Source organism: Leucobacter sp. Ag1, from assembly GCF_000980875.1.
Lineage (GTDB): Bacteria > Actinomycetota > Actinomycetes > Actinomycetales > Microbacteriaceae > Leucobacter > Leucobacter iarius.
Genome location: NZ_LAYO01000083.1, coordinates 18871 through 39130, shown reverse-complemented (window position 1 = coordinate 39130; position 20260 = coordinate 18871). Strand labels below are relative to the sequence as shown.

Genomic DNA, 20260 nt, shown 5'->3' with positions numbered 1-20260 from the left:
GAGCAGTGATGAGCATGTTCAGCGGCCTCAGCGCCTTCCCCCTCACGCCCCTGCGCGACGACGCGCTCGACGAGCGCGCATTCGTCGGGCTGGTCGGGCGCCTGCGCGACGCCGGCGTCGATTCGATCACCGCGCTCGGTTCCACCGGCTCGTACCCGTATCTGGATCGCGCCGAACGCGCCCGCGTCGCTCGGCTCGCCGTCGAGCACGCGGCGGGCACGCCCGTGTTCGTCGGGGTCGGCGATCTGCGCACCTCGCGGGTGCTGCACCACATCGACGACGCCGAGGCCGCCGGGGCGTCCGGCCTGCTGCTCGCGGCGATGAGCTACCAGCGCCTCACGGACGACGACGTGTTCGAGCTGTTCCGCACGGCGACGGAGCACACCGGGCTGCCGGTGATCCTCTACGACAACCCGGGCACCACGCACTTCTCGTTCTCGATCGAGCTCATCGCCCGCATCTCGGCGCTTCCGGGGGTCGCAGCGGTCAAGATCCCGAGCGTTCCGGCCGATCCGGCCGCGGCGCAGGAGCGGGTCGACGCGGTGCGGGGCGCGATCCCCGCGGGCGTCGCCATCGGCGTCTCGGGCGATGCGTCCGCGGCGAACGGCCTGAACGCCGGCTGCGACGCCTGGAACTCGGTGATCGCGGGCACCCTGCCCGCGCCGGCGCTCCAGATCACGCGAGCCGCACAGGAGGGGCGCTCCGTCGACGCGGTCGCGGCCTCCGAGCGCCTCGTCCCGCTCTGGAACCTGTTCACCGAGTTCGGCGGCAGCATCCGCGTGGTCTCGGCCATCGCAGAAATGCTCGGCCTCGTCGGCGAACGCTCGCTGCCGCTGCCGCTGCAGGGCCTCACCGCGCCGCAGCGGACTCGGGTCGCCGAGGTCGTGCGCGGGCTCGGGCTGACGGCGTAGGCCGGGGCGGTCCACCCCGCCCCGGCCGCACGGCGCGGATGCTCAGGGAGCGATGCCCGCGATCGCGGGGCCGGGTTCCACTCCTGCCTTCGCGCAGCATCCGGGCCGGCAGACGTCGAACCACGGGCCGATCGCGGTGGTGTTCGCGCGCTTGCCGACCGGCCGGCCGATCACGCGTTCGCGGACGAGATCCACGAGCGCGTCGACGAACGCGGGATGGATCCCGGGAGTCGCGATGCGTCGCGCCCAGAGCCCGGCTTCCTCGGCGCTCTCGAGCGCTTCCCGGTCCAGATCCCAGAGCACCTCGAGGTGGTCGCTCACGAAGCCGATGGGGACGATGATCACTGCGCTCCGGTCGCGCAGCTCGGCGATCGCGTCGTTGATGTCGGGTTCGAGCCACGGGGTCGACGGAGCACCCGAGCGGGACTGGTAGACGAGCTGCCAGGAGACGCCGGGGGCCGCCTCACGGATCACCTGCTCCGCGACCGCGAGGTGCTGAGCCGCATACCCGCCGCCGACGTCCGAGAACAGCCCGGCGCCGGAGAGTTCGGCGTCGGCCGTCGGAATGCTGTGGGTGGTGAACAGGATCTCGATCCGATCGCGCGAGTGGCCCGCGCGCTCGGCTTCGGCGAGCGCACTCCAGACCCCCTCGATGAAGGGCTGGACGAAACCCGGGTGCGAGAAGAACTGGCGCACCTTGTCGATCTGCAGTTCGCTCTGGACCCCGGCGGACTCGAGCGCATCGGCCCAGTCCTCGCGGTACTGCCGGCAGGAGGAGTAGGAGGAGTAAGCGCTCGTCGGGATCGCGATCATGCGTCGTACGCCGTCGGCGGCCGCCCGGGCGAGCACGTCGTCGAGGTAGGGCGCCCAGTTGCGATTGCCCCAGTAGACCGGCAGCTCGATCCCGGCGTCCCGGAGCGCGTCCCGGAGCGCCGAGCGCAGCTCACGGTTCTGCTCGTTGATCGGGCTCACACCGCCGAAGTGACGGTAGTGGTGCGCGACCTCCTCGAGTCGCTCGTCGGGGATCCCGCGTCCGCGGGTGACGTTGCGCAGGAACGGCATCACATCGTCCTGCCCCTCCGGCCCGCCGAATCCCGAGAGCAGGATCGCATCGTAGGCGACGGGCTCGATCACGTGCTCGGGGCCGGACTGCGCCGCGGGAGTCGCCGAGGCCACCACCGCGCCGGGAGCCAGTACCGCTGCGGTGGCCCGGCTCGGCTTGACCTCGCGTCGTGCTGAATCCTGGATCGTTTCGTTCACGTCGGCTCCTGATGCTCTCGGTGCGCGTCCGAGTTCGATTCGGTCGCACAGCATTTCTTTAGCTTGGCGAGAGATTAACCTAGCACGAGAAACGTAGAATGGACGCATGACCCCGCGAGACCCCCATTCGCCGCAGGACCGGCGCGCCTCGATCGCCCCCGAGCTGGTGGATTTCGGGGATCTGCCGGAGGTCGAGGCGGAACAGGCCTTCGAGGTCATGGCCCAGCTCGAGCGCTGGCAGCGCGCCTCGCGCGAGCTCGCCGAGTCGTCCGCCAAGTACATGCGGCTCAACGAGACCGACATGCGAGCGATCCGGATGATCATGCGCGCACAGCAGCGCAATGAGGTCGTCACCCCGAAGGACATCGCGCGAGAGACCGGTATCTCGAGCGCATCGACGACCAAGCTCGTCGATCGCCTCGTCGACGCCGGCCATCTGACGCGCGCCGCCCACCCGAGCGACCGCCGCACGGTGAGCATCCGAGTCACGGATCGGACGCGCCGCATCGCGCGAGACACGATCGGGCGACAGCACACGCGCAGGCTCGCGGTCGCGGCCGCGATGAGCCCGAATGAGCGCGCGACGGTCATCGCGTTCCTCTCGCGCCTCACCGAGGCGGATGATCCGCAATCGGCGCTGTTCGAGGAGCACCCCGCGCCACCCGAGCGCCCGTGACCCACGAAGCCGGTCGAGTCGGAGGCGTCATTCGTCGAGAACGAGAAAACCCCCGCCGGAGCGGGGGTTTTGCTTTGCTGGGATACCAGGACTCGAACCTAGAATGACGGTACCAGAAACCGTAGTGTTGCCAATTACACCATATCCCAATGGCGAGATTCCGAAGCCCGGAGGACTGCGGCACCGAGAGACAACTCTACATCGAACCTCGGCAAAGTTCAAAACGTGGTCGCCCGGGCGCGCCTCGACGCGGGATACTGGAGCGGCACGAGCTCGGAGCGCCCGCTCCCCCGCTCGCACGACCAGAGGAGCCACTCGTGATCGATCGCTTCGGCAACGTCATGATCTACGTCACCGACCCCCGCGCCGTCGCCGACTTCTGGGTCGGCACCGTCGGCTTCACCGAACTCTCGTCGCAGGAGCTGGACGGCAAGACGCTCTCGGTCGAGATCGCGCACACCCCCGACTCGGAGGCGGCGCTCACCCTGTTCGACCGCGCCGTGGTCGCCCAGATGTCGCCCGAGCTCGACCTCGCGACCCCGTCGATCCTGTTCGCGAGCCGCGACGTGCGCGCCATGCGCGATGCGCTCGAAGCGCAGGGCGCCACCGTCGGCCCGATCGCCGAGCACGGCGGGCAGACCACGTTCAACTTCGCGGACCCCGAGGGCCACTACTTCGCCGTTCGGGAGATCGCCGACTAGCGCAAGACCGCCGACTGACACGAGTCACCGACAGGTGTCGGTGCGGGCGAGGAAGGGGCCGCCGCTCAGCATGAGCAGCGCCCCCCTCCCGCATCGGGGTGCCGCCGCAGCGCCTCAGATCAGGTCGTCGACGGCGATCTGACGGATCCCCTCGCTGTGCAGCACGAACTGCGCGCGGATCGTCGGCCCGCCGTCGGCGGTCGCCGCCGAGAAGGCGCGCGCCCAGCTGAGGTCGGCGTTCGAGAACTTCGCCGGCCCGCGGCGTTCCCACACCAGCACGAGCGATTCCGCACCGACCATCTTGGCGATCTCGCCGATGCGATCCCACAGCACATCGATGATCGGGTCGTCGGCGCGTCCTTCGATCTCGGAGGGGTCGTCGGGGCTGATCGGGTAGTCGTCCATCGGCATGAGCGGACCGACGATGCGCCGCGTGCCGTCGAGGAAGATCAGCCAGAACTGCCGCTGGTTGGCTTCGCGGAGCAGGAGGCCCAGGACCTCCTGAAGGGCGTGGTCGGTGGCGAGGACGCGTTCCGGGTCGAGCCGGGAGTCTGAAGTTCTCATGCCTTCGACTCTGCCGCCCGGTCGGCGGGTGCGGGGCACGATCCGGGAATCTGTGGATGGATCGCGCTTGTGGAGGGCGATACCCCTCCGTTTCAGCTCCGCCTCAGCCCCGCCTCAGCTCTCGACGGGATCGGCTCCGGGGCTATCGAGCGAATCGATGTACCGCAGCACGATCCCCTCGCGCAGCGCCCACGGCGAGATCGTGAGGGTGTCGACCTCGAAGACCTTCATGGCCGTGCGCAGCACGACCGCCCCCGCCATGATCTGGTAGCCGCGCTCGGGCGTGATCCCGGGCAGATACTCGCGCACCGAGCCCGGCATCTCGCGCAGCGACGGCTCCCACTCGCGCAGACCGACGTAGTGCAGGGGCGCCAGGTCGCCCGTGATCGGGTCGGACGGGCCACCGATCAGGCGCGCGAGCGAACGGATCGTCTTCGAGGTGCCGACGACGCGCTTGGGGCGCGGCCGCTCCGAGAAGAGTTCCTCCCGCACCCGGGTGAACTCGGCCCGGGCGTGGGCGCGCAGCAGCGAGACGGCCTCCCGCGGCGGCGGATCCTCGGCCAGAAAATTGATCGTGGATCGCCCGGCGCCGAGCGGCAGCGACACCTGCACGTCGGGGTACTCGTCGGCGCCCTGCGCGATCTCGAACGAGCCGCCGCCGATGTCGAACAGCAGGATCTCGCCCGCCGACCAGCCCAACCATCGCCGCACGGCGAGCATCGTGATCCGGGCCTCGTCCTCGCCGGTCAGCACCCGCAGCCGGATCCCCGTCTCGCGCTCGATCCGGGCGAGCACCTCCTCGCCGTTCGCCGCCTCGCGGATCGCCGAGGTGGCGGTGGCGATCAGATCGTCGACGCCGATCTCGGCGACCGTGTCGCGCGCCTCGCGGATCGCGTCGACGATGCGGACGACGCCCTCTTCGACGATGGCGCCGTCGGAATCGAGGTAGCGCATGAGGCGCAGCACCGAGCGCTGCGAGTGATACGGCACGGGGCTCGCGCCCGGGTGCGCGTCCACCACCAGCAGGTGGACGGTGTTTGATCCGACGTCGATCACTCCGAGGCGCATGTCGAAAGCATAGTGCCGCCGCCGTCCGGAATAGCGCGGGGCGGTTCCGGGTTGCACCCGCGGTGCCGATGCGCGCGCATCGCACGGTTCTCGAAAGGACTCCCATGCAGATCGCCCTCTGGATCGTCTCCGGCCTGCTCGCCGCGCTCTTCCTCATGGCCGGCATCGCGAAGATGTCGACGCCGAAGGAGAAGCTGGCCGAGAAGATGGCCTGGGTGAACGACTACTCCCCCACGGGTGTGAAGCTCGTCGGGCTCGCCGAGGCGCTCGGCGGCATCGGCCTGATCCTGCCGCAGCTCACCGGGATCCTGCCCGTGCTCACGCCCCTCGCCGCGACCGGACTCGCGATCGTGATGGTGCTCGCCATCGTCTGGCACGTGCGCCACGACGACGCCAAGGCGATCGGCATGAACATCGTGCTGCTCGCGGCCTCGCTGTTCGTCGCCGTGTTCCGCTTCATCGGGCTCTGATCGGGCGACCCGGCCGACCCGGACGCCCTCGGGCGATCCTCGCGCGCTACCGCGCGGGTGCGCCCGAGGGGCCGCCGATCTCGCCCATCTCCCCGGGCGGAGCGGAGTCGTCCGCGTCGCTCAGCGCCTCGCGCTTGGTCTTCACCCAGGACCGGACCCCGAACAGCTGCCGGAACAGCGCTCGGTAGACCACCGGGTAGATGATCCAGGAGTAGATCAGGTAGCCGTGCGCGATCAGCAGGTCGACGAGGATGTCTCGCACTCGGCGCCCGTGGCGCGCGTGCAGCACGCCGATGATGCCGGGCACCGCCGTGAACAGGTAGAACAGCACGGCCATGATGATGGTCCAGTGCGGTCGCACCTGCCCGGTGATGAGGAACACGATGCTGAGCACCACCGAGAGCCCCACCCACGCCTGCACGATCGGCGTCGCGAGGTACCAGAGCTGGCTCAGCTTGGCCATGATCCCGTGCGATCTGTCGCGCAGCACCGCCCCGGCGAGGTCGATCACCTGCTAACCGCCCTGCGCCCACCGTGTGCGCTGCCGGTAGAGCATGCGCAGCGAGTTGAGCCCCTGCTGCGAGACGGTGATGCTGCGGGCCTGCTCTCCGCGCCAACCGGCGTGCAGGAGACGGAGCCCGATGTCCTGATCCTCGGTGAGGCGGCCCGCCCGCCAGGGGCCGAGGCGTCCGCGGTCGTCGCGCACGGCCACGCTGTCGAGCGCCGCGAGCCGGTTGAACTGGCCGTTCCCGCCCATGTTCGCCGTGCCCCACGCCATCCGCCCGCGCTGCAGCAGGTTGCCGAACACCCCGAACTCGACGTCCTGAGCCCAGGTGAGCGGGGTCGTCCGGTTGTAGATGCGCACGAGCGACTGCACACCGCCCACCTCGGGATCGCGGAAGTGCCAGCTCACGCGTCCGGCACGCGGATCCAGGCGCCCGTCGGCATCGACGATCGTGAAGATCACTCGCTCGACCGGCCAATCCGCCCACCGGCCGGTCCGCAGCACCCGCTCGTGCAGGTGCCGCCAGGCCGCGTTCAGCGCCTCCGATTTCCCCTCGCGGGCCTCGGGCGGCACGCGCGTCAGCACGGTGAGCTCGGGCAGGTCGAGTCCCGCGAGGATCTCCCCCGTACGGTCGTCGGATCCGTCGTCGATCACGAGGATCACCCGATTGCGCACCTCCACATCGGCCAACCGTCCCACGGAGTCCGCGATCGTCACCTCCTCGTTGAGCGCGGGCACGACGAACACCCAGAGGAAATCCGACTCGTCGAGCTCCGGCAGGTCCCGATCGTCGTCGCGCTCGCGCCGCCCCTCGCTGCGGGATCGGTTGCCGAGGACCAGCGTCGACAGCACCGAGACCAGGATCAGCGCCAGCGCGACGACGAAGACGGGCTGGCACCACGGGGGCGAGCCGTCGAACAGGTGCGCCATGGCGTAGGCCGTGCGGTCGATCTCGTCCTGCAGCGAGGCGGGTGCGACGACCACCGGCAGGAGCAGCGCCGGGCCGACCCCGCCGCTCACGCGCCGCCCTCGATCGGATCCGGGAGTCCGAGGCGGCGGCGCACGCCCGCGCGCACGTCCCGCTCACGCGCGCTCATCGCTCCGGGATCATCGCTGAACACCGCGTCGAGGATCCGCGCGATCCGTTCCGACGCGGTGCCGTCGCCGTAGGGGTTCCGCCGGGATCCGCGCTCGGCGCGCATCGCCGGATTCTCGATCAGTGCGCTTCCCTCCGCCAGGATCCGCTCGGGATCCGTGCCGACGAGCACGAGCGTCCCCGCCTCGACGCCCTCGCCCCGCTCCGTCGTGTCCCGCGTGACGAGCACGGGGGTGCCCAGCGCCGGCGCCTCCTCCTGCACTCCGCCGGAGTCCGTCAGCGCGAACAGCGCCCGATCCATGAGGTGCGCGAATGCGACGTAGCCGCGCGGCTCGACGAGCCGCGCGTTGGGCAGCTCCGCGAGCGCGGCCTGCAACGGGCGGCGGGCGACGGGATTCGGGTGCAGGGGCACCACGAAGCGGACCTCGGGGAACCGCTCGGCGAGCGCGCGCACGCCCGCGGCGATGCGGTCGAGACCGCTCCCCCAGTTCTCGCGGCGGTGCGCGGTGACGAGCACGAACGGGGCGTCGGGATCCGCGGTGAGCTCCTCGAGGCCCGGCCCGAAGTCGAGCGGCTGCCGCGTCGCCCACTCGAGCATGTCGATGGAGGTGTTGCCCGTCACGACGATCCGGTCGTCGTCGATCTGCTCGGCCAGCAGGTTCTCGCGATTCGTCCCGGTCGGCGCGAAGTGCAGGCCCGCGATGCGCGAGATGAGCTGACGGTTGCCCTCCTCGGGGAACGGCGACAGCAGGTTCGAGGTGCGCAGCCCCGCCTCGACGTGCACGACCGGGAGCTGCAGGTTGAACGCGGCGAGCGCCGCCGCTGCCGCTGAGCTCGTATCGCCGTGCACGAGGCAGGCGAGCGCCCCGTCCGGGCCGCGTCGGCCGTCGGAGCGGTTGCGCTCGGGCACGGCCTGCACCCGCCAGATCCGGTCGATCCCCGTGATCACCCGGGCGACCATCTCGTTGAGCGTGGGCCGCCGGTCCTCGCCCGAGTCGGGATCGCGCACGGGATCCGCGACGCGCAGGTCGGCGTCGATCCGCTTCCCCTGCGCCTCGAACAGCTCGCGCACCATCTCGGTGTGCTGCCCGGTCGAGATGACGACCGGGCGGATCCGGCCGCCGTCGTCGAGCGCCCGGATCACCGGGATCATCTTGATGGCTTCCGGCCGCGTCCCGACGATGACGAGCACGCGCTGCAGTCTCTCTTCGACCATCGGTCCCCCCGGATCCGCCCGCGGCGGTCGGATCCGCGGTTGGAGATATCTTCACGCGTCCGTGCTGCGCTGCCAAGGGGTGCAGGGAATCTCGCAGCAGGTGCATAGGATCGCGTCAGGACGCGCAATGCGCCGTTCGCGGTGCGGAGGCGCGCGCTGCGCGGGGTCAGACTCCAGACAGCGGTCCGACGCGCTCCACACGGATCACCGGTTCGCCCTCGGACTCGGATTCGCCGAGGTCGACGACGCCCTCGATGCCCCAGTCGCGGTCGCCCGCGGGGTCGAGCAGCACCTGGCGGAACCGCCAGACCCCCTCGCCCACGGCCTCGGATCCGCGGTCGATCTGCAGCAGGTTCGCGGCGCGCGCGTCGGCGTCGACCCCGATCTCCTCGTACTCGGTGAAGTACCCGTCGAGCGCATCGCGCCAGCGATCCTCGCCGAAGCCGCCGGGCCCGTCGAGCTCCGCGAGCTCGTCGTAGCGTTCGAAGGCGGCGGCCTGGACCCGGCGGAACAGCGCACCGCGGATCATGACCAGGAAGGCCCGCTCGTTGCCGAGCAGCGATCGCATGGCAGGAGGCGCGACGGGGCCCTCCGCGGAGGCGCGCTCCGCGGCCTCGTGAGCCGCCGCGTCCGGGTGCGCGAGCTCCTCCCACTCGTCGATCAGGCTCGAATCCACCTGGCGGACGAGCTCGCCGAGCCAGTCGATCAGTTCGTCGAGCTCCTCGGTCTTCGACTGCTCGGGCACCGTCCGTTCGATGGCGCGGAACGCGTCGGAGAGATAGCGCAGCACGCCGCCCTCGGCCCGGCCCAGCCCGTAGAAGGAGACCAGGTCGCGGAATCCGAAGCCGCGCTCGATCATGTCCCGCACCACGGTCTTGGGGCTCAGCCGGTAGTCGCGCGCCCACGGCACCTCGGCCGTATAGGCCTCGTACGCCTCGTCGAGCAGCTCCTTGAGCGGCTGCGGGTGCGTGATCTGCTCGAGCCGCTCCATCCGCTCGTCGTACTCGATGCCCTCGGCCTTCATCGCCGCGACCGCTTCGCCGCGGGCGCGGTGCTCCTGCGCGCGCAGGATCTGCCGCGGATCCTCGAGCGTCGCCTCGATGATCGAGATGACGTCGAGCGAATAGGTGGCCGAATCGGGATCCAGCAGCTCGATGGCGGCGAGCGCGAACGGCGACAGCGGCTGGTTCAGGGCGAAGTTCGCCTGCAGGTCGATGGTGAGGCCGAGGAGGCGCCGGGTCTCGCCTGTGGCCGGGTCGACGTGCTCGCGCACCTCGACGATGCCGCCGTTTCGGAGGGTGCGGAAGATCTCGAGCGCGGTGCGCGCGTGCGCGAACTGGGCGGCCCGCGGCTCATGGCTGTCGAAGATCAGCATCTGCATCGTGTTGAGGGCCTCGCCCTCCCATTCCTCGCCGCGGCCGATGACGCCGAGCACCATCGAGTGCGTGACCCGCATGCGGCTGACGAGCGGTTCGGGTTCGGACGCGATGAGCTTGTCGAGGGTCTGCTCGCTCCACGCGACGAAGCCCTGCGGCGGCGCCTTCTTCTTGACCGGCTTCGCCTTCTTGCCGCCCTTGCCGTCGGCCGCCTTCGCCGCGGCCTTCGCGACCGCGCGGGCGTTCTCGATCTCGTGCTCGGGCGCGAGCGCGATCACGTCGCCCTCGGTGTCGTAGCCGGCGCGACCGGCGCGACCGGCGATCTGGTGGAACTCGCGGGCCGAGAGGCGGCGCATCTTCTCGCCGTCGAACTTGGTCAGCGCGGTGAGCACGACCGTGCGGATCGGCACGTTGATGCCGACTCCGAGCGTGTCGGTTCCGCAGATGATGCGGAGCAGGCCGCGCTGCGCGAGCTGTTCGACGAGGCGCCGGTAGCGCGGCAGCATGCCCGCGTGGTGCACGCCGATGCCCGAGCGGACGAGCCGCGAGAGCGTCGTGCCGAACCCGGTCGAGAACCGGAAGTCGCCGATCGCGGCGGCGATCTCGTCGCGCCCCGCGCGATCCACGATCCTGATCGAGGCGAGCGCCTGCGCCTGCTCGACCGCGTGCGACTGATTGAAGTGCACGAGGTAGGCGGGGGTCTCGCGATCGGCGATGAGCTGCTCGACGACCTCGTGCACGGGCGCGACCTCGTAGCTGAAGCTCAGCGGAACGGGGCGTTCGACGCCGGTGACCAGCGCGGTATCGCGATCGGTCGCCTCGCTCAGGTCCGCGGCGAGCGCGGTGACGTCGCCGAGCGTCGCCGACATCAGCAGGAACTGCGCGTCGTGCATGAGCAGCAGCGGCACCTGCCAGGCCCAGCCGCGGTCGGGGTCGGCGTAGTAGTGGAACTCGTCCATCACCACCTGGGTGATGCCGCCGGCCTCCGGGTTGTCGACGTCGCGGTCGCGGATCGCGAGGTTCGCGAGGATCTCGGCCGTGCAGCACAGGATCGGGGCGTCGGCGTTGATGGCGGTGTCGCCGGTGACCATTCCGACGTTCTCGGCGCCGAAGATGCCGACGAGGTCGAAGAACTTCTCGCTCACGAGCGCCTTGATCGGGGCGGTGTAGACGGTCCGCCGGCCCTCGGCGACGGCGATGAAGTGCGCGCCGATCGCGACGAGCGACTTGCCGGTACCGGTGGGGGTCGCGAGGATCACGTTGCTGCCGAGGGTGATGCCGAGCACGGCCTCCTCCTGGGCGGGGTAGAGGCTGAGGCCGCGCTCCTCGAGCGCCCACTCTTCGAACGCCGCGAACGCCTCCTCGGCGTCGCCGCCGTTCTCGCGCACCGCGGCGAGGGCCTGCTGCAGGCTCATGTGTCGGAATTCTCCTTTTGGTCCGGTGCGGACGGCACCGCCGCGGACGTCGACTGCTCGAGCTCGGCGAATCTCGCCTGCATGGTCGGGTTGCCCCGCGTGAGCCTCTTGATGGTAACGCCCTGCGCCTTGTCGTTCGCGAGGCGCAGGTTGTTCTCGGACTTCAGCAGGTTGTCCTTGACCTTCTGCATCTCGGCGATCGAGGTGTCGATGCGCTTGATCGCCTCCTGGAACTGCCGCGAGGCGAGGTCGTAGTTGCGCCCGAACGCGTCCTTGAAGGTCTCGAGGTGCTCCTCGAAGTGGGTGATGTCGATGTTCTGCGCGCGCACCTGCTCGAGTTCGGCCTTGTACTGCAGCGCGTTCAGCGCGGCGTTGCGCAGCAGCGTGATGAGCGGGAGGAAGAACTGCGGCCGGATCACGTACATCTTGGGGTAGAGATGCGAGACGTCGACGATACCGGCGTTGTAGAGCTCGCTCTCGGGCTCGAGCAGCGAGACGAGCACCGCGTACTCGCAGCCCTTCTCGCGGCGATCCTTGTCGAGCTCCTTCAGGAAGTCGGTGTTCTTGTGCTTCGTGGCGGTCTCGTCGGCCTCGTTCTTCATCTCGAACATGATCGAGACGACCTCGATGCCCGTCGCGTCGAAGTCGCGGAAGATGTAGTCGCCCTTGCTGCCGGTGCGGGCGTCGTTGTCCTTCTCGAAGTAGGCGTTCGGGAACGCCATCGCCCGGAACTGGTTGAAGGTGTTCTCGCAGTGGAGCTCGAGCGTCTCGCCGATCATCTTGGTCGAGAGCCGCGCCTTCAGGTCGCGCAGCCGCTCGATCTGGTCATCGCGGTCCTTCAGCTGCACCGCGAATCGTTCCTGCATCGACTTCTCGGCGAGCTCCTTCTCGAGCGCGGCCCGGTCCAGTCCGTTGCGCAGTTCGTCGCGCTGCTTCTCGACCGCGCCGACGGCCTCGCTCACCGCGAGCTTCTGCGCGAGTTCGGCCCCCGACACCCTGGCCCGCAGCTCGGTCAGTTCCTTTTCGAGCGCAGCGCGCGCCTCGGACACCGCGAGCTGCCGCGCGGCCTCACCGGCGTCGACTTTCGCCCGCAGCGCCTGGATCTCGGCGTCCTTCGCCGCTTCGGCCCGCTGCAGGTCGCCCGCTGCGCGCTCCCCGGCGAGTTCGAGGGCGTTCGCCTTGTCCTGCTCGGCGAGTTCGAGCCGCTCGAGCAGCTGCCGCTCGAACTCGGCGTCGCGCACCTGCTTGAGGATCTCGGCGTACCCGGCCTCGTCGACCGTGAACGCCTTGCCGCAGTGCGGGCACTTGATCTCGTGCATCGCGCCGATCCTTTCTCGCGGGTGCCATCGGGCGGGACGCGTCCAGCCTGGCAGATCCCTCCGCCATCGGACACTCGGGACCGGAGTACGCTCGCTGACCATGGCCGATCCCCTGCTCTTCCGTCCCCTCCGCCTGCGCGACACCGAGGTGCGCAACCGCCTCTGGGTCTCCCCCATGTGCCAGTACTCCGCCGATGCGCAGGACGGCATGCCGACCGACTGGCACCTCGCGCACCTCGGCGGGCTGGCGCGCGGCGGAGCCGGGATGGTAATCATGGAGGCGACCGGCGTGGTGCCCGAGGGCCGCATCTCGCCGTTCTGCCTCGGACTCTGGAACGACGCGCAAGAGGCCGCGTTTGCGCGCCTCGCCGAGATCGTGCACGGGTACGGTGCGAAGCTCGCCGTGCAGCTCGGCCACGCGGGGCGCAAGGCCTCGACCCACCCCTGGATGCCCGGCGGTCCCGAGGGCTCGGTTCCGGTGAGCGCGGGCGGCTGGCCGACCGTCGCGCCGTCCGCCGTCGCCTTCGACGACCTCGCGGAACCCCGGGCGCTCGACTCCGACGAGCTGCCCGGCCTGGTGCGCGCGTTCGTCGACGCGGCCTCGCGGGCGGTGCGCGCCGGACTCGACGCCGTCGAGATCCACGCGGCGCACGGGTACCTGCTGCACCAGTTCCTCTCGCCGCTCTCGAACTTCCGCACCGACGCGTACGGCGGATCGCTCGAGAACCGGGCGCGCCTGCTGCGCGAGGTGGTCGGCGCCGTCCGCGCCGAGCACCCCGAGCTCCCGGTCCTGGTGCGGATCTCGGCGACCGACTGGATCCCCGGCGGCTTCGAGCTGCACGAGGCGCAGCAGGTCGCCGTGTGGATCGCCGAGGACGGAGCCGATCTCGTCGACTGCTCCACGGGCGGCAACGCGCCGAGCGCACCGATCCCGGTCGGCCCCTCGTACCAGGTGCACTGCGCCGCAGCCGTGCGCGAAGGAGGGATCCCGACGGGAGCGGTCGGCCTCATCACCGAGGCGGCGCAGGCCGAGGGGATCCTCGCGACCGGTCAGGCGGACGTGGTGCTGCTCGGACGCGCACTGCTGCGGGATCCGCACCTGCCGCTGCGCTGGGCGCACGAACTGCGCGCCCCGGGCGCGGACGCGCTCGTCCCCCGGCAGTACTGGCGGGCCCGCTTCTGACTGTCCCTCCCCGATGTCGGTGGGCGCCCCTAGAGTGATGCCATGACCGACCCCGCGCTCTCCGCAGGCACCGCCGACCTCATCGGCTGGCGCATGCGCGCGCTCGGCCTCTGGGCGTCACTGCCCGGCGCCGCTGCCGCCGGGCAGTCCGACGGCGCCGAACGCGTCCACGCGGTCGCGCAGGGCCTGCTCGCGCTCCAGGGACAGGACTGGCACGCCTCGCGCTGGGCGCTCGGGCTCCGAGCGCCGGGCACCTCCGACGCCGACGTGCGCGAGGCCTTCGCCCGCGGCCTCGTCGTGCGTTCCTGGCCCATGCGCGGCACCATCCACGTCGTGCCCGCCGAAGACATCGGCTGGATGCAGCAGGCGACCAATCATCGCGTGCTGCCCGGTGCGGCCAAACGTCGAACGGTCCTCGGCCTCGACGACACCTCGCTCGCGCGCATGACCGACGTCGCCGTCACCGCGCTCACGGGCGGCAAGTCGCTCTCGCGCGACGAACTCGCCGAGGCCTGGGCCGGGGCGGGCATCGAGGTGCAGAGCGCCTGGCGCTACCACGTGGTCTGGTGGCTCTGCCAGAACGGCCTGCTCGTGCAGGGCCCGAGCGCCGACGGCGGCGAGCCGCGACTCGTGCTCGCCGAAGAATGGATCCGCGCGCCGCGCGCGCTCGACGGCGATGAGGCGCTGGCCGAGCTGGCGGCGCGGTTCGCCCGCGGTCGAGGCCCGGTGCAGGATCGCGACTTCGCCTGGTGGACCGGCCTCCCCGTCACCGTCGCCCGCCGGGGCATCGCCGCGGCGGCGGCCGAGCAGCGGCTCGCGCCCGTCGAGGTCGACGGCGTCCGCCACTGGGCGGAGCCCGCGCTGCTCGACGGTCCGAGCTCGATTCTCACGGGCGAGGCCGCAGCCGCGGCGGGCGTGCCCGAGGTGCTGCTGCTGCCCGGCTTCGACGAGCACCTGCTCGGCTACACCGAGCGCGCGTCCGTGCTCGCCCCCGAGCACTTCGAGCGCATCGTCCCCGGCCGCAACGGCATGTTCCGAGCGACGGTGGTCGAGCGGGGTCGCGTGCGCGGCATCTGGCTCAAGACGGCACGAGCGAAGGCGACCCGCATCGACGCGGAGCTCTTCCCCGGCGGTGGCAGGCTCGGTGCACGCGCGCTCCGGCCGCACGCCGCGGCCTGGGGCGCGTTCCAGGGCGTCACCGCAGAGATCGGCTCGGTCGTCACGGTCCGCTGACCGGGCGGTCGCTCGGTGAACCACGGCCTGACGATCGGCAGCGCTGTCCGGGTTCCCTCAGCGCACCCGTCGGTACGCTGAGTGCATGGAACTCGCGCTGCTCGCCGTGCTCGGCCTGGTCATCGTCGTCGGAGTCTCCATGCTGTCCGGCCGCATCGGCGTCGCCGCGCCCCTGCTCCTCGTCGTGCTCGGCATCGGTATCGGTTACGTGCCCGGCGTCCCGCCGGTGAACCTCGATCCCGAGATCATCCTGCTCGGTGTGCTGCCGCCGCTGCTCTACTCGGCCGCCGTCAACGTGCCGATCCTCGATCTGCGGCGCAACGTCGGCCCCATCGCGGGGCTCTCCGTGGTGCTCGTGATCGTGTCGTCCGTGGCCATCGGCGCGCTGCTGCACCTCGTCGTGCCCCAGATCCCGCTCGCCGCGGCGATCGCCCTCGGCGCGGTGGTCGCACCCACCGACGCCGTCGCGGCGACCTCGATCGGCAAACGCCTCGGTATGCCCCCGCGCCTCGTCACGATCCTCGAGGGCGAGAGCCTCGTCAACGACGCCACCTCGCTCGTGCTGCTCCGCACCGCCATCGCGGCGGTCGCCGGCAGCTTCGTCTTCTGGGAGGCCGTCGGCCAGTTCGCCTTCGCCGTCGCGGTCGCCGTGGTGATCGGTCTGCTCATCGGCGTGCTCACCGTCTGGTTGCGCTCCAAGCTCGTCAACCCGGTCTACGACACCATCGTCTCGTTCACCGTTCCGTTCATCTCGTTCGTGCCCACCGAGGCCGTCGGCGCCTCGGGCGTGCTCGCCGTCGTGATCACGGGCCTCTACTCGGGGCACCACGCGGCGAAGAAGTTCAGCGCCACCTCCCGCATCAACGAGCGGCTCAACTGGCGCACCGTGCAGTTCATCCTCGAGAACGGCGTGTTCCTGGTGATGGGTCTGCAGCTGCACACCCTTGTCGACAAGGTCGGCGACAGCGAGGTCACGATCGTGCACATCGGACTGATCTCGATCGGCGTCGTCGCGATCCTCATCCTCTGCCGCATGATCTTCATGATCCCGCTCGTGAAGTCCCTCGCCCGCGCGCTGCCGCGCTACGAGGCCCGGGCCACCGGGATGCGCAGGCTCGTCTCGCGGGCCCGCAACATCGAGGTGCCCGAGGAGAAGAGCGAGCGCTACGCGGCGAAGCTGCAGCGGGTCGAGCGCATGGCCCGGCGCACGGCAGCGGACCTGGAGCACGCGCAGACGCAGAGCTTCGGCTGGCGCGGCGCCTTCATCCTCGGCTGGAGCGGTATGCGGGGCGTGGTCACGCTCGCCGCCGCCCAGTCGATCCCCACCACCGTGCCCTACCGTCCTCAGCTCGTGCTCATCGCGTTCCTCGTCGCCACGATCACGCTGCTCCTGCACGGGCTGAGCCTGCCCTGGGTGATCCGCCGGCTGCGCCCCGCAGGCCCCACGGCCGACGAGCGCTCCGACGAACTCGTCTCGCTCGGCCAGGACCTCGTGGAGGAGGCGACGACCGCGCTCGACGGGATCATCGAACGCGAGCGCGCGCTCGCCGAGGCCGACCCGTCGCACCGCGTCCCGTCCGAGGCCGTCGCCAAGCGCGTGCGCGCGAGCGCGCAGAACGCGCTCGCACCGCTCGCCTTCGCCGTCGCCGCCGAGCAGCGTTCCGGCGAGCCCGACGCCAAGCCGAGCGAGATGGAGCGGGAAGCCTACGACTACCTGCGGCTCGCCCGCCTCGTGCTCGAGGCCCAGCGCGACGCGCTGCTCGAGGAGCGCGCGATCGGGCAGTACAGCTCGCAGGCGCTGCACACGGCCGAGCTCGCGCTCGACGCCCACGAGTCCCGGCTCACCCCGCCGCAGCACCACTGATCCCGGGCCCGCCCGCTACGCTGAGTCCCGGCGCACCGCAGCAGCGCACCGCGCCCGGAACCGCGACCGCGGATCCGCACGCGACGAAGGAGCGCACCCATGGCCGCATTCAGCACCGCAGACCTGGTCGACGAGCTCGGCGACGCCGTGCAGTCCGTCTCGCTCCAGTTCCAGAACATCGGCGGTCACCCGCGATTCAGCGGTCCCATCCGCACCGTGCGCTGCCACCGCGACAACGCGCTGCTCAAGGCGATCCTCTCGACGCCCGGCGATGGCGCCGTGCTCGTGGTCGACGGCGGAGGTTCGCTGGAATCCGCGCTGGTGGGCGACCTCATCGCCGCGCTCGGCGTCGAGCACGGCTGGGCCGGGATCATCGTCAACGGGGTGATCCGCGATCGCGTCGCCATCGGCGAGCTGCCCATCGGCCTGAAGGCGCTCGGCAGCAACCCCCGCAAGTCGAGCAAGACCGGCGCGGGCGAGGCCGACGTCGTGGTGTCGTTCGGCGGTGCGACCTTCCGACCGGGCGCGACCGTGTGGAGCGACGAGGACGGGATCCTCACCGACGGCGAGGTCTGACGGGCGGGCGTCAGGCCGGCGGGCCTTCGGACGCATTCTCGACCGCTGGACGTCTTGCCGACGAGTGGACATCCTGCCGACGTTCGGATGTCCTACCGACGAGTGGACGTCTCGTCGACGATCGGACGTCCTCTGGGCGCGAAATCAGGCGTCCAATCGTCGGCTGGACGTCCACTCGTGCCGGCGTCAACGGTTTCGATGCCTACCGCAAGCCCGCGCCGCACGGTCCGGTGATCCGGTGATCCGGTGATCTCTAGGGGGCGATCCCCACGCCCGCCGCGGCGAGCTCCTTGAGCGCCGCTGCGGAGGTCTCGGGCGCGACGCCCGCGATGAGCTCGGTCCGCACGGCGACCGCGAGACCCGCGGCCCGCGCGTCGAGCGCCGAAGCCCGCACGCAGTAGTCGGTCGCGATGCCGACCACGTCGAGCGCGTCGATCCCCGCTTCCGAGAGCACGTCGATCAGGCGCTCCCCGCGCGTGGTCACGCCCTCGAACGCCGAGTAGGCCGGCTCCCCCATGCCCTTGCGCACGTGCACGTCGATCCGGCCCAGGTCGAGCGCGTCGTGGTATTCCGCACCCTCGGTGCCAGCGACGCAGTGCCGCGGCCAGGTATCGGTGAAGTCGGGCTGCTCGCCGTCCGCCGCGAAGTGCCCGCCGTTCGACCCGTCGGCGTCGTGCCAGTCGCGCGATGCGATCACGAGCACGTAGTCGGGCTCGCTCCGCAGCAGCTCGGTGACGCCGGAAGCCACCGCGGCACCGCCCGCGACCCCCAGTGCGCCGCCCTCGGTGAAGTCCTTCTGGACGTCGACGATCAGCAGTCCGCGAGCCATGCGGCATCCCCTCGCTCGGTATCGCCCGGATCCGCGCGTTCGCGCGCCGGACTCACCGCGAGCGTAGCGGGTTACTCCTCGAACCGCACCGGGTTCGCGTGGTGCGCGAACACGATGCTGGTGCGCGTGCTCGAAACGGCCGGGTGCACCGACAGGTGGTCCATGACGAATTCGCGCACGTGATCGGCGTCGCGCGCGGCGAGGTGGATGATGAAGTCCTCGACGCCGCCGAGGAAGAACAGCTGCATCACCTCGGGCAGCGACTGCAGCTCGTCGCTGAACTCCTGGATGCGCTGGCGGGCGCCCGACCGGATGGTCACGCTGACCATCACCTGCAGGTGCATGCCCATGGCCGCGGGGTCCACGCGCGCCGAGAAGCCGGTGATGATCCCGCGGGACCCGAGGCTGCGCACGCGCGCCACGCAGGTCGACGCGGCGATGCCCACCCGGTCCGCCAATTCGGCGTTGGTGATGCGTCCGTTCAGCTGCAGCTCTTCGACGATCCGTCGGTCGACCTCGTCGAGAGCCACTTCAGAACGCAGATTCTTCGCCCGATCCATGCAGACTCCACTCGAAACAGTTGCTGGTACTGCAATCATTGACGATTTTCGCGAAAATTTCCACCGAAAGCCGCGAGATTCGAATATGCTTCCATGCGAGTGGTGACCCGCGCAGCGACGAGCGGCGACGGTCGGCAGCGTGTCCGACCGGCTCCGAGGCCCGGTGCGGCGCGGATCACTCGCTGTCCCAACGCTGTCATCACAGGAGCACAACATGCGCGTCGGTATTCCCACCGAGATCAAGAACAACGAGAACCGTGTCGCCATCACCCAGGCCGGCGTCTTCGAGCTGAAGCGTCGCGGCCACGAGGTGCTGGTCCAGGCGGGTGCCGGTCTCGGCTCCGCCATCACCGACGCCGAGTACGTCGCGGCCGGTGCCACGATCGTCGAGACCGCCGAGCAGGTCTGGGCCGACTCCGACATGATCCTCAAGGTCAAGGAGCCCATCGCCGCCGAGTACGACAAGATGCGCAAGGGTCAGGTGCTCTTCACCTACCTGCACCTTGCAGCGGACAAGACCCTCACCGAGAAGGTCCTCGAGTCGGGCACCACCGCCATCGCCTACGAGACCGTGCAGGCCGGCCGTGCGCTGCCGCTGCTCGCTCCGATGTCCGAGGTCGCCGGTCGTCTCTCGGTCCAGGTCGGCGCGCACTCGCTGATGAAGGCCAACGGCGGCCGCGGCATGCTGCTCGGCGGCGTCACCGCGACCCGTCGCGGCAAGGTCGTCGTCATCGGCGGCGGCGCTGCGGGCGAGCAGGCCGCACGCATGGCCTTCGGCCTCGGCGCCGACGTCACCGTCATCGACATCGCCCTCCCCCGCCTCAAGCAGCTCGAGGACGAGTTCAACGGTCGCATCCAGACCCGCACCTCGAACGCGCACAACATCACCGAGGCGCTCAAGGAAGCCGATCTCGTCATCGGCTCCGTGCTGATCCCGGGCGAGAAGGCGCCGAAGCTCGTCACCGACGAGATGGTCGCGCAGATGAAGCAGGGCTCCGTGCTCGTCGACATCGCGATCGACCAGGGCGGCTGCTTCGAGAACTCGCACCCGACCACGCACGACGATCCCACCTTCCCGGTGCACAACTCGATCTACTACTGCGTGGCGAACATGCCGGGCGCGGTCCCCGAGACCTCGACCGCTGCGCTCACCAACGCCACCCTCCCCTACGTCGTCGCGCTCGCCGACAAGGGCTGGGTCGCCGCGCTCAAGGCCGACGAGTCGCTCGCCAAGGGCCTCAACGCCCACGACGGCGTCCTGACCTTCAAGGGCGTCTCGGACGCGTTCCCGGAGCTCGCCTTCTCGAGCGTCGAGGACGTGCTCGCGAACGCCTAAGCGTTCACGCACTGCGCAGACGGGGCCCGTTCCGAGAGGAGCGGGCCCCGCTGCTATTCTCGGTCCGCCACACTCCGCCCCGCGCGGCCCACTCCGAAGGAA

19 protein-coding genes and 1 tRNA gene are annotated in these 20260 nt (G+C 70.5%); 9 read left to right on the top strand and 11 right to left on the bottom strand.

The annotated features are described in order from the left end of the window. Nucleotides 1-14: 14 nt before the first annotated feature. Nucleotides 15-911 (top strand): dihydrodipicolinate synthase family protein, encoded by an 897-nt coding sequence (locus tag XM48_RS05455; protein WP_046454800.1) that lies wholly within the window; start codon nt 15-17, stop codon nt 909-911. Between the two features lie 42 nt (nt 912-953). On the opposite strand, the gene XM48_RS05450 is transcribed toward XM48_RS05455, so the two are convergent. Continuing rightward, entirely contained in the window at nt 954-2105 is a 1152-nt protein-coding gene (locus tag XM48_RS05450; protein ID WP_369699851.1) for a ferrochelatase, read from the bottom strand. 172 nt (nt 2106-2277) lie between these two features. On the opposite strand from XM48_RS05450, the gene XM48_RS05445 reads away from it, so the two are divergent. Then, on the top strand, nt 2278-2847 hold the full coding sequence (locus XM48_RS05445) for a MarR family winged helix-turn-helix transcriptional regulator (protein ID WP_046454787.1): 570 nt from the start codon (nt 2278-2280) through the stop codon (nt 2845-2847). Between the two features lie 77 nt (nt 2848-2924). On the opposite strand, the gene XM48_RS05440 is transcribed toward XM48_RS05445, so the two are convergent. Then, nucleotides 2925-2996, bottom strand: a tRNA-Gln gene (locus XM48_RS05440). A gap of 168 nt (nt 2997-3164) precedes the next feature. Here XM48_RS05440 and XM48_RS05435 point away from each other — a divergent pair. Next, nucleotides 3165-3548 (top strand): VOC family protein, encoded by a 384-nt coding sequence (locus XM48_RS05435; RefSeq protein WP_046454786.1) that lies wholly within the window; start codon nt 3165-3167, stop codon nt 3546-3548. Nucleotides 3549-3662: 114 nt separating this feature from the next. Here the strand turns inward: XM48_RS05435 and XM48_RS05430 are convergent, their stop codons facing one another. Next, a complete protein-coding gene (locus tag XM48_RS05430) occupies nt 3663-4112 on the bottom strand; it encodes a hypothetical protein (protein ID WP_046454785.1) in 450 nt (149 codons plus the stop codon). 114 nt (nt 4113-4226) lie between these two features. Then, complete coding sequence (locus XM48_RS05425; RefSeq protein WP_046454784.1) at nt 4227-5180, bottom strand: Ppx/GppA phosphatase family protein; 954 nt, start codon at nt 5178-5180, stop codon at nt 4227-4229. Between the two features lie 104 nt (nt 5181-5284). On the opposite strand from XM48_RS05425, the gene XM48_RS05420 reads away from it, so the two are divergent. Further along, nucleotides 5285-5650 (top strand): DoxX family protein, encoded by a 366-nt coding sequence (locus XM48_RS05420; RefSeq protein WP_046454783.1) that lies wholly within the window; start codon nt 5285-5287, stop codon nt 5648-5650. 46 nt (nt 5651-5696) lie between these two features. On the opposite strand, the gene XM48_RS05415 is transcribed toward XM48_RS05420, so the two are convergent. The 5 genes from XM48_RS05415 to XM48_RS05395 all read right to left on the bottom strand — a co-directional run bounded on the left by XM48_RS05415 (nt 5697) and on the right by XM48_RS05395 (nt 12577). Continuing rightward, nucleotides 5697-6161 (bottom strand): hypothetical protein, encoded by a 465-nt coding sequence (locus tag XM48_RS05415; RefSeq protein ID WP_046454782.1) that lies wholly within the window; start codon nt 6159-6161, stop codon nt 5697-5699. A gap of 3 nt (nt 6162-6164) precedes the next feature. Beyond that, nucleotides 6165-7175 (bottom strand): glycosyltransferase, encoded by a 1011-nt coding sequence (locus XM48_RS05410; protein WP_046454781.1) that lies wholly within the window; start codon nt 7173-7175, stop codon nt 6165-6167. Further along, on the bottom strand, nt 7172-8443 hold the full coding sequence (gene wecB / locus XM48_RS05405) for a non-hydrolyzing UDP-N-acetylglucosamine 2-epimerase (RefSeq protein ID WP_231580810.1): 1272 nt from the start codon (nt 8441-8443) through the stop codon (nt 7172-7174). The genes XM48_RS05410 and wecB overlap by 4 nt, the downstream gene beginning before the upstream one ends. 190 nt (nt 8444-8633) lie before the next feature. Further along, entirely contained in the window at nt 8634-11258 is a 2625-nt protein-coding gene (locus XM48_RS05400; protein WP_046454780.1) for an RNA helicase, read from the bottom strand. Then, entirely contained in the window at nt 11255-12577 is a 1323-nt protein-coding gene (locus tag XM48_RS05395) for a DUF2130 domain-containing protein (RefSeq protein WP_046454779.1), read from the bottom strand. Before XM48_RS05395 ends, XM48_RS05400 begins: the two co-directional genes overlap by 4 nt. A 100-nt stretch (nt 12578-12677) precedes the next feature. Between XM48_RS05395 and XM48_RS05390 the strand changes: the two genes are divergently transcribed. The 4 genes from XM48_RS05390 (at nt 12678) to rraA (ending at nt 17433) form a co-directional block, all read left to right on the top strand. Further along, nucleotides 12678-13760, top strand: coding sequence for an NADH:flavin oxidoreductase/NADH oxidase (locus XM48_RS05390; protein WP_046454778.1), 1083 nt, complete (start codon nt 12678-12680; stop codon nt 13758-13760). Between the two features lie 42 nt (nt 13761-13802). Beyond that, nucleotides 13803-14993, top strand: a complete 1191-nt coding sequence (locus tag XM48_RS05385) for a winged helix DNA-binding domain-containing protein (RefSeq protein ID WP_046454777.1) — start codon at nt 13803-13805, stop codon at nt 14991-14993. An 85-nt stretch (nt 14994-15078) separates the two neighbouring features. Further along, entirely contained in the window at nt 15079-16857 is a 1779-nt protein-coding gene (locus XM48_RS05380; RefSeq protein ID WP_046454776.1) for a sodium:proton antiporter, read from the top strand. Nucleotides 16858-16956: 99 nt separating this feature from the next. Further along, on the top strand, nt 16957-17433 hold the full coding sequence (gene rraA, locus XM48_RS05375) for a ribonuclease E activity regulator RraA (protein ID WP_046454775.1): 477 nt from the start codon (nt 16957-16959) through the stop codon (nt 17431-17433). Between the two features lie 253 nt (nt 17434-17686). On the opposite strand, the gene XM48_RS05370 is transcribed toward rraA, so the two are convergent. Continuing rightward, nucleotides 17687-18262, bottom strand: coding sequence for an isochorismatase family protein (locus XM48_RS05370; protein ID WP_046454774.1), 576 nt, complete (start codon nt 18260-18262; stop codon nt 17687-17689). Nucleotides 18263-18333: 71 nt separating this feature from the next. Further along, on the bottom strand, nt 18334-18822 hold the full coding sequence (locus tag XM48_RS05365) for an Lrp/AsnC family transcriptional regulator (RefSeq protein ID WP_046454773.1): 489 nt from the start codon (nt 18820-18822) through the stop codon (nt 18334-18336). A 214-nt stretch (nt 18823-19036) separates the two neighbouring features. Here XM48_RS05365 and ald point away from each other — a divergent pair, with 214 nt between their 5' ends. After that, nucleotides 19037-20158, top strand: coding sequence for an alanine dehydrogenase (gene ald, locus XM48_RS05360; RefSeq protein ID WP_046454772.1), 1122 nt, complete (start codon nt 19037-19039; stop codon nt 20156-20158). Nucleotides 20159-20260 lie beyond the last annotated feature (102 nt).

What these genes read in the sequence shown, in the direction of transcription:
- XM48_RS05390 (WP_046454778.1), top strand. Translation starts at nt 12,678, where the DNA reads ATGGCCGATCCCCTGCTCTTCCGTCCCCTCCGCCTGCGCGACACCGAG.
- XM48_RS05370 (WP_046454774.1), bottom strand. Translation starts at nt 18,262, where the DNA reads ATGGCTCGCGGACTGCTGATCGTCGACGTCCAGAAGGACTTCACCGAG.
- XM48_RS05425 (WP_046454784.1), bottom strand. Translation starts at nt 5,180, where the DNA reads ATGCGCCTCGGAGTGATCGACGTCGGATCAAACACCGTCCACCTGCTG.
- XM48_RS05385 (WP_046454777.1), top strand. Translation starts at nt 13,803, where the DNA reads ATGACCGACCCCGCGCTCTCCGCAGGCACCGCCGACCTCATCGGCTGG.
- XM48_RS05430 (WP_046454785.1), bottom strand. Translation starts at nt 4,112, where the DNA reads ATGAGAACTTCAGACTCCCGGCTCGACCCGGAACGCGTCCTCGCCACC.
- XM48_RS05365 (WP_046454773.1), bottom strand. Translation starts at nt 18,822, where the DNA reads ATGGATCGGGCGAAGAATCTGCGTTCTGAAGTGGCTCTCGACGAGGTC.
- XM48_RS05380 (WP_046454776.1), top strand. Translation starts at nt 15,079, where the DNA reads ATGGAACTCGCGCTGCTCGCCGTGCTCGGCCTGGTCATCGTCGTCGGA.
- ald (WP_046454772.1), top strand. Translation starts at nt 19,037, where the DNA reads ATGCGCGTCGGTATTCCCACCGAGATCAAGAACAACGAGAACCGTGTC.
- XM48_RS05455 (WP_046454800.1), top strand. Translation starts at nt 15, where the DNA reads ATGTTCAGCGGCCTCAGCGCCTTCCCCCTCACGCCCCTGCGCGACGAC.
- XM48_RS05395 (WP_046454779.1), bottom strand. Translation starts at nt 12,577, where the DNA reads ATGCACGAGATCAAGTGCCCGCACTGCGGCAAGGCGTTCACGGTCGAC.
- XM48_RS05420 (WP_046454783.1), top strand. Translation starts at nt 5,285, where the DNA reads ATGCAGATCGCCCTCTGGATCGTCTCCGGCCTGCTCGCCGCGCTCTTC.
- XM48_RS05400 (WP_046454780.1), bottom strand. Translation starts at nt 11,258, where the DNA reads ATGAGCCTGCAGCAGGCCCTCGCCGCGGTGCGCGAGAACGGCGGCGAC.
- XM48_RS05445 (WP_046454787.1), top strand. Translation starts at nt 2,278, where the DNA reads ATGACCCCGCGAGACCCCCATTCGCCGCAGGACCGGCGCGCCTCGATC.
- rraA (WP_046454775.1), top strand. Translation starts at nt 16,957, where the DNA reads ATGGCCGCATTCAGCACCGCAGACCTGGTCGACGAGCTCGGCGACGCC.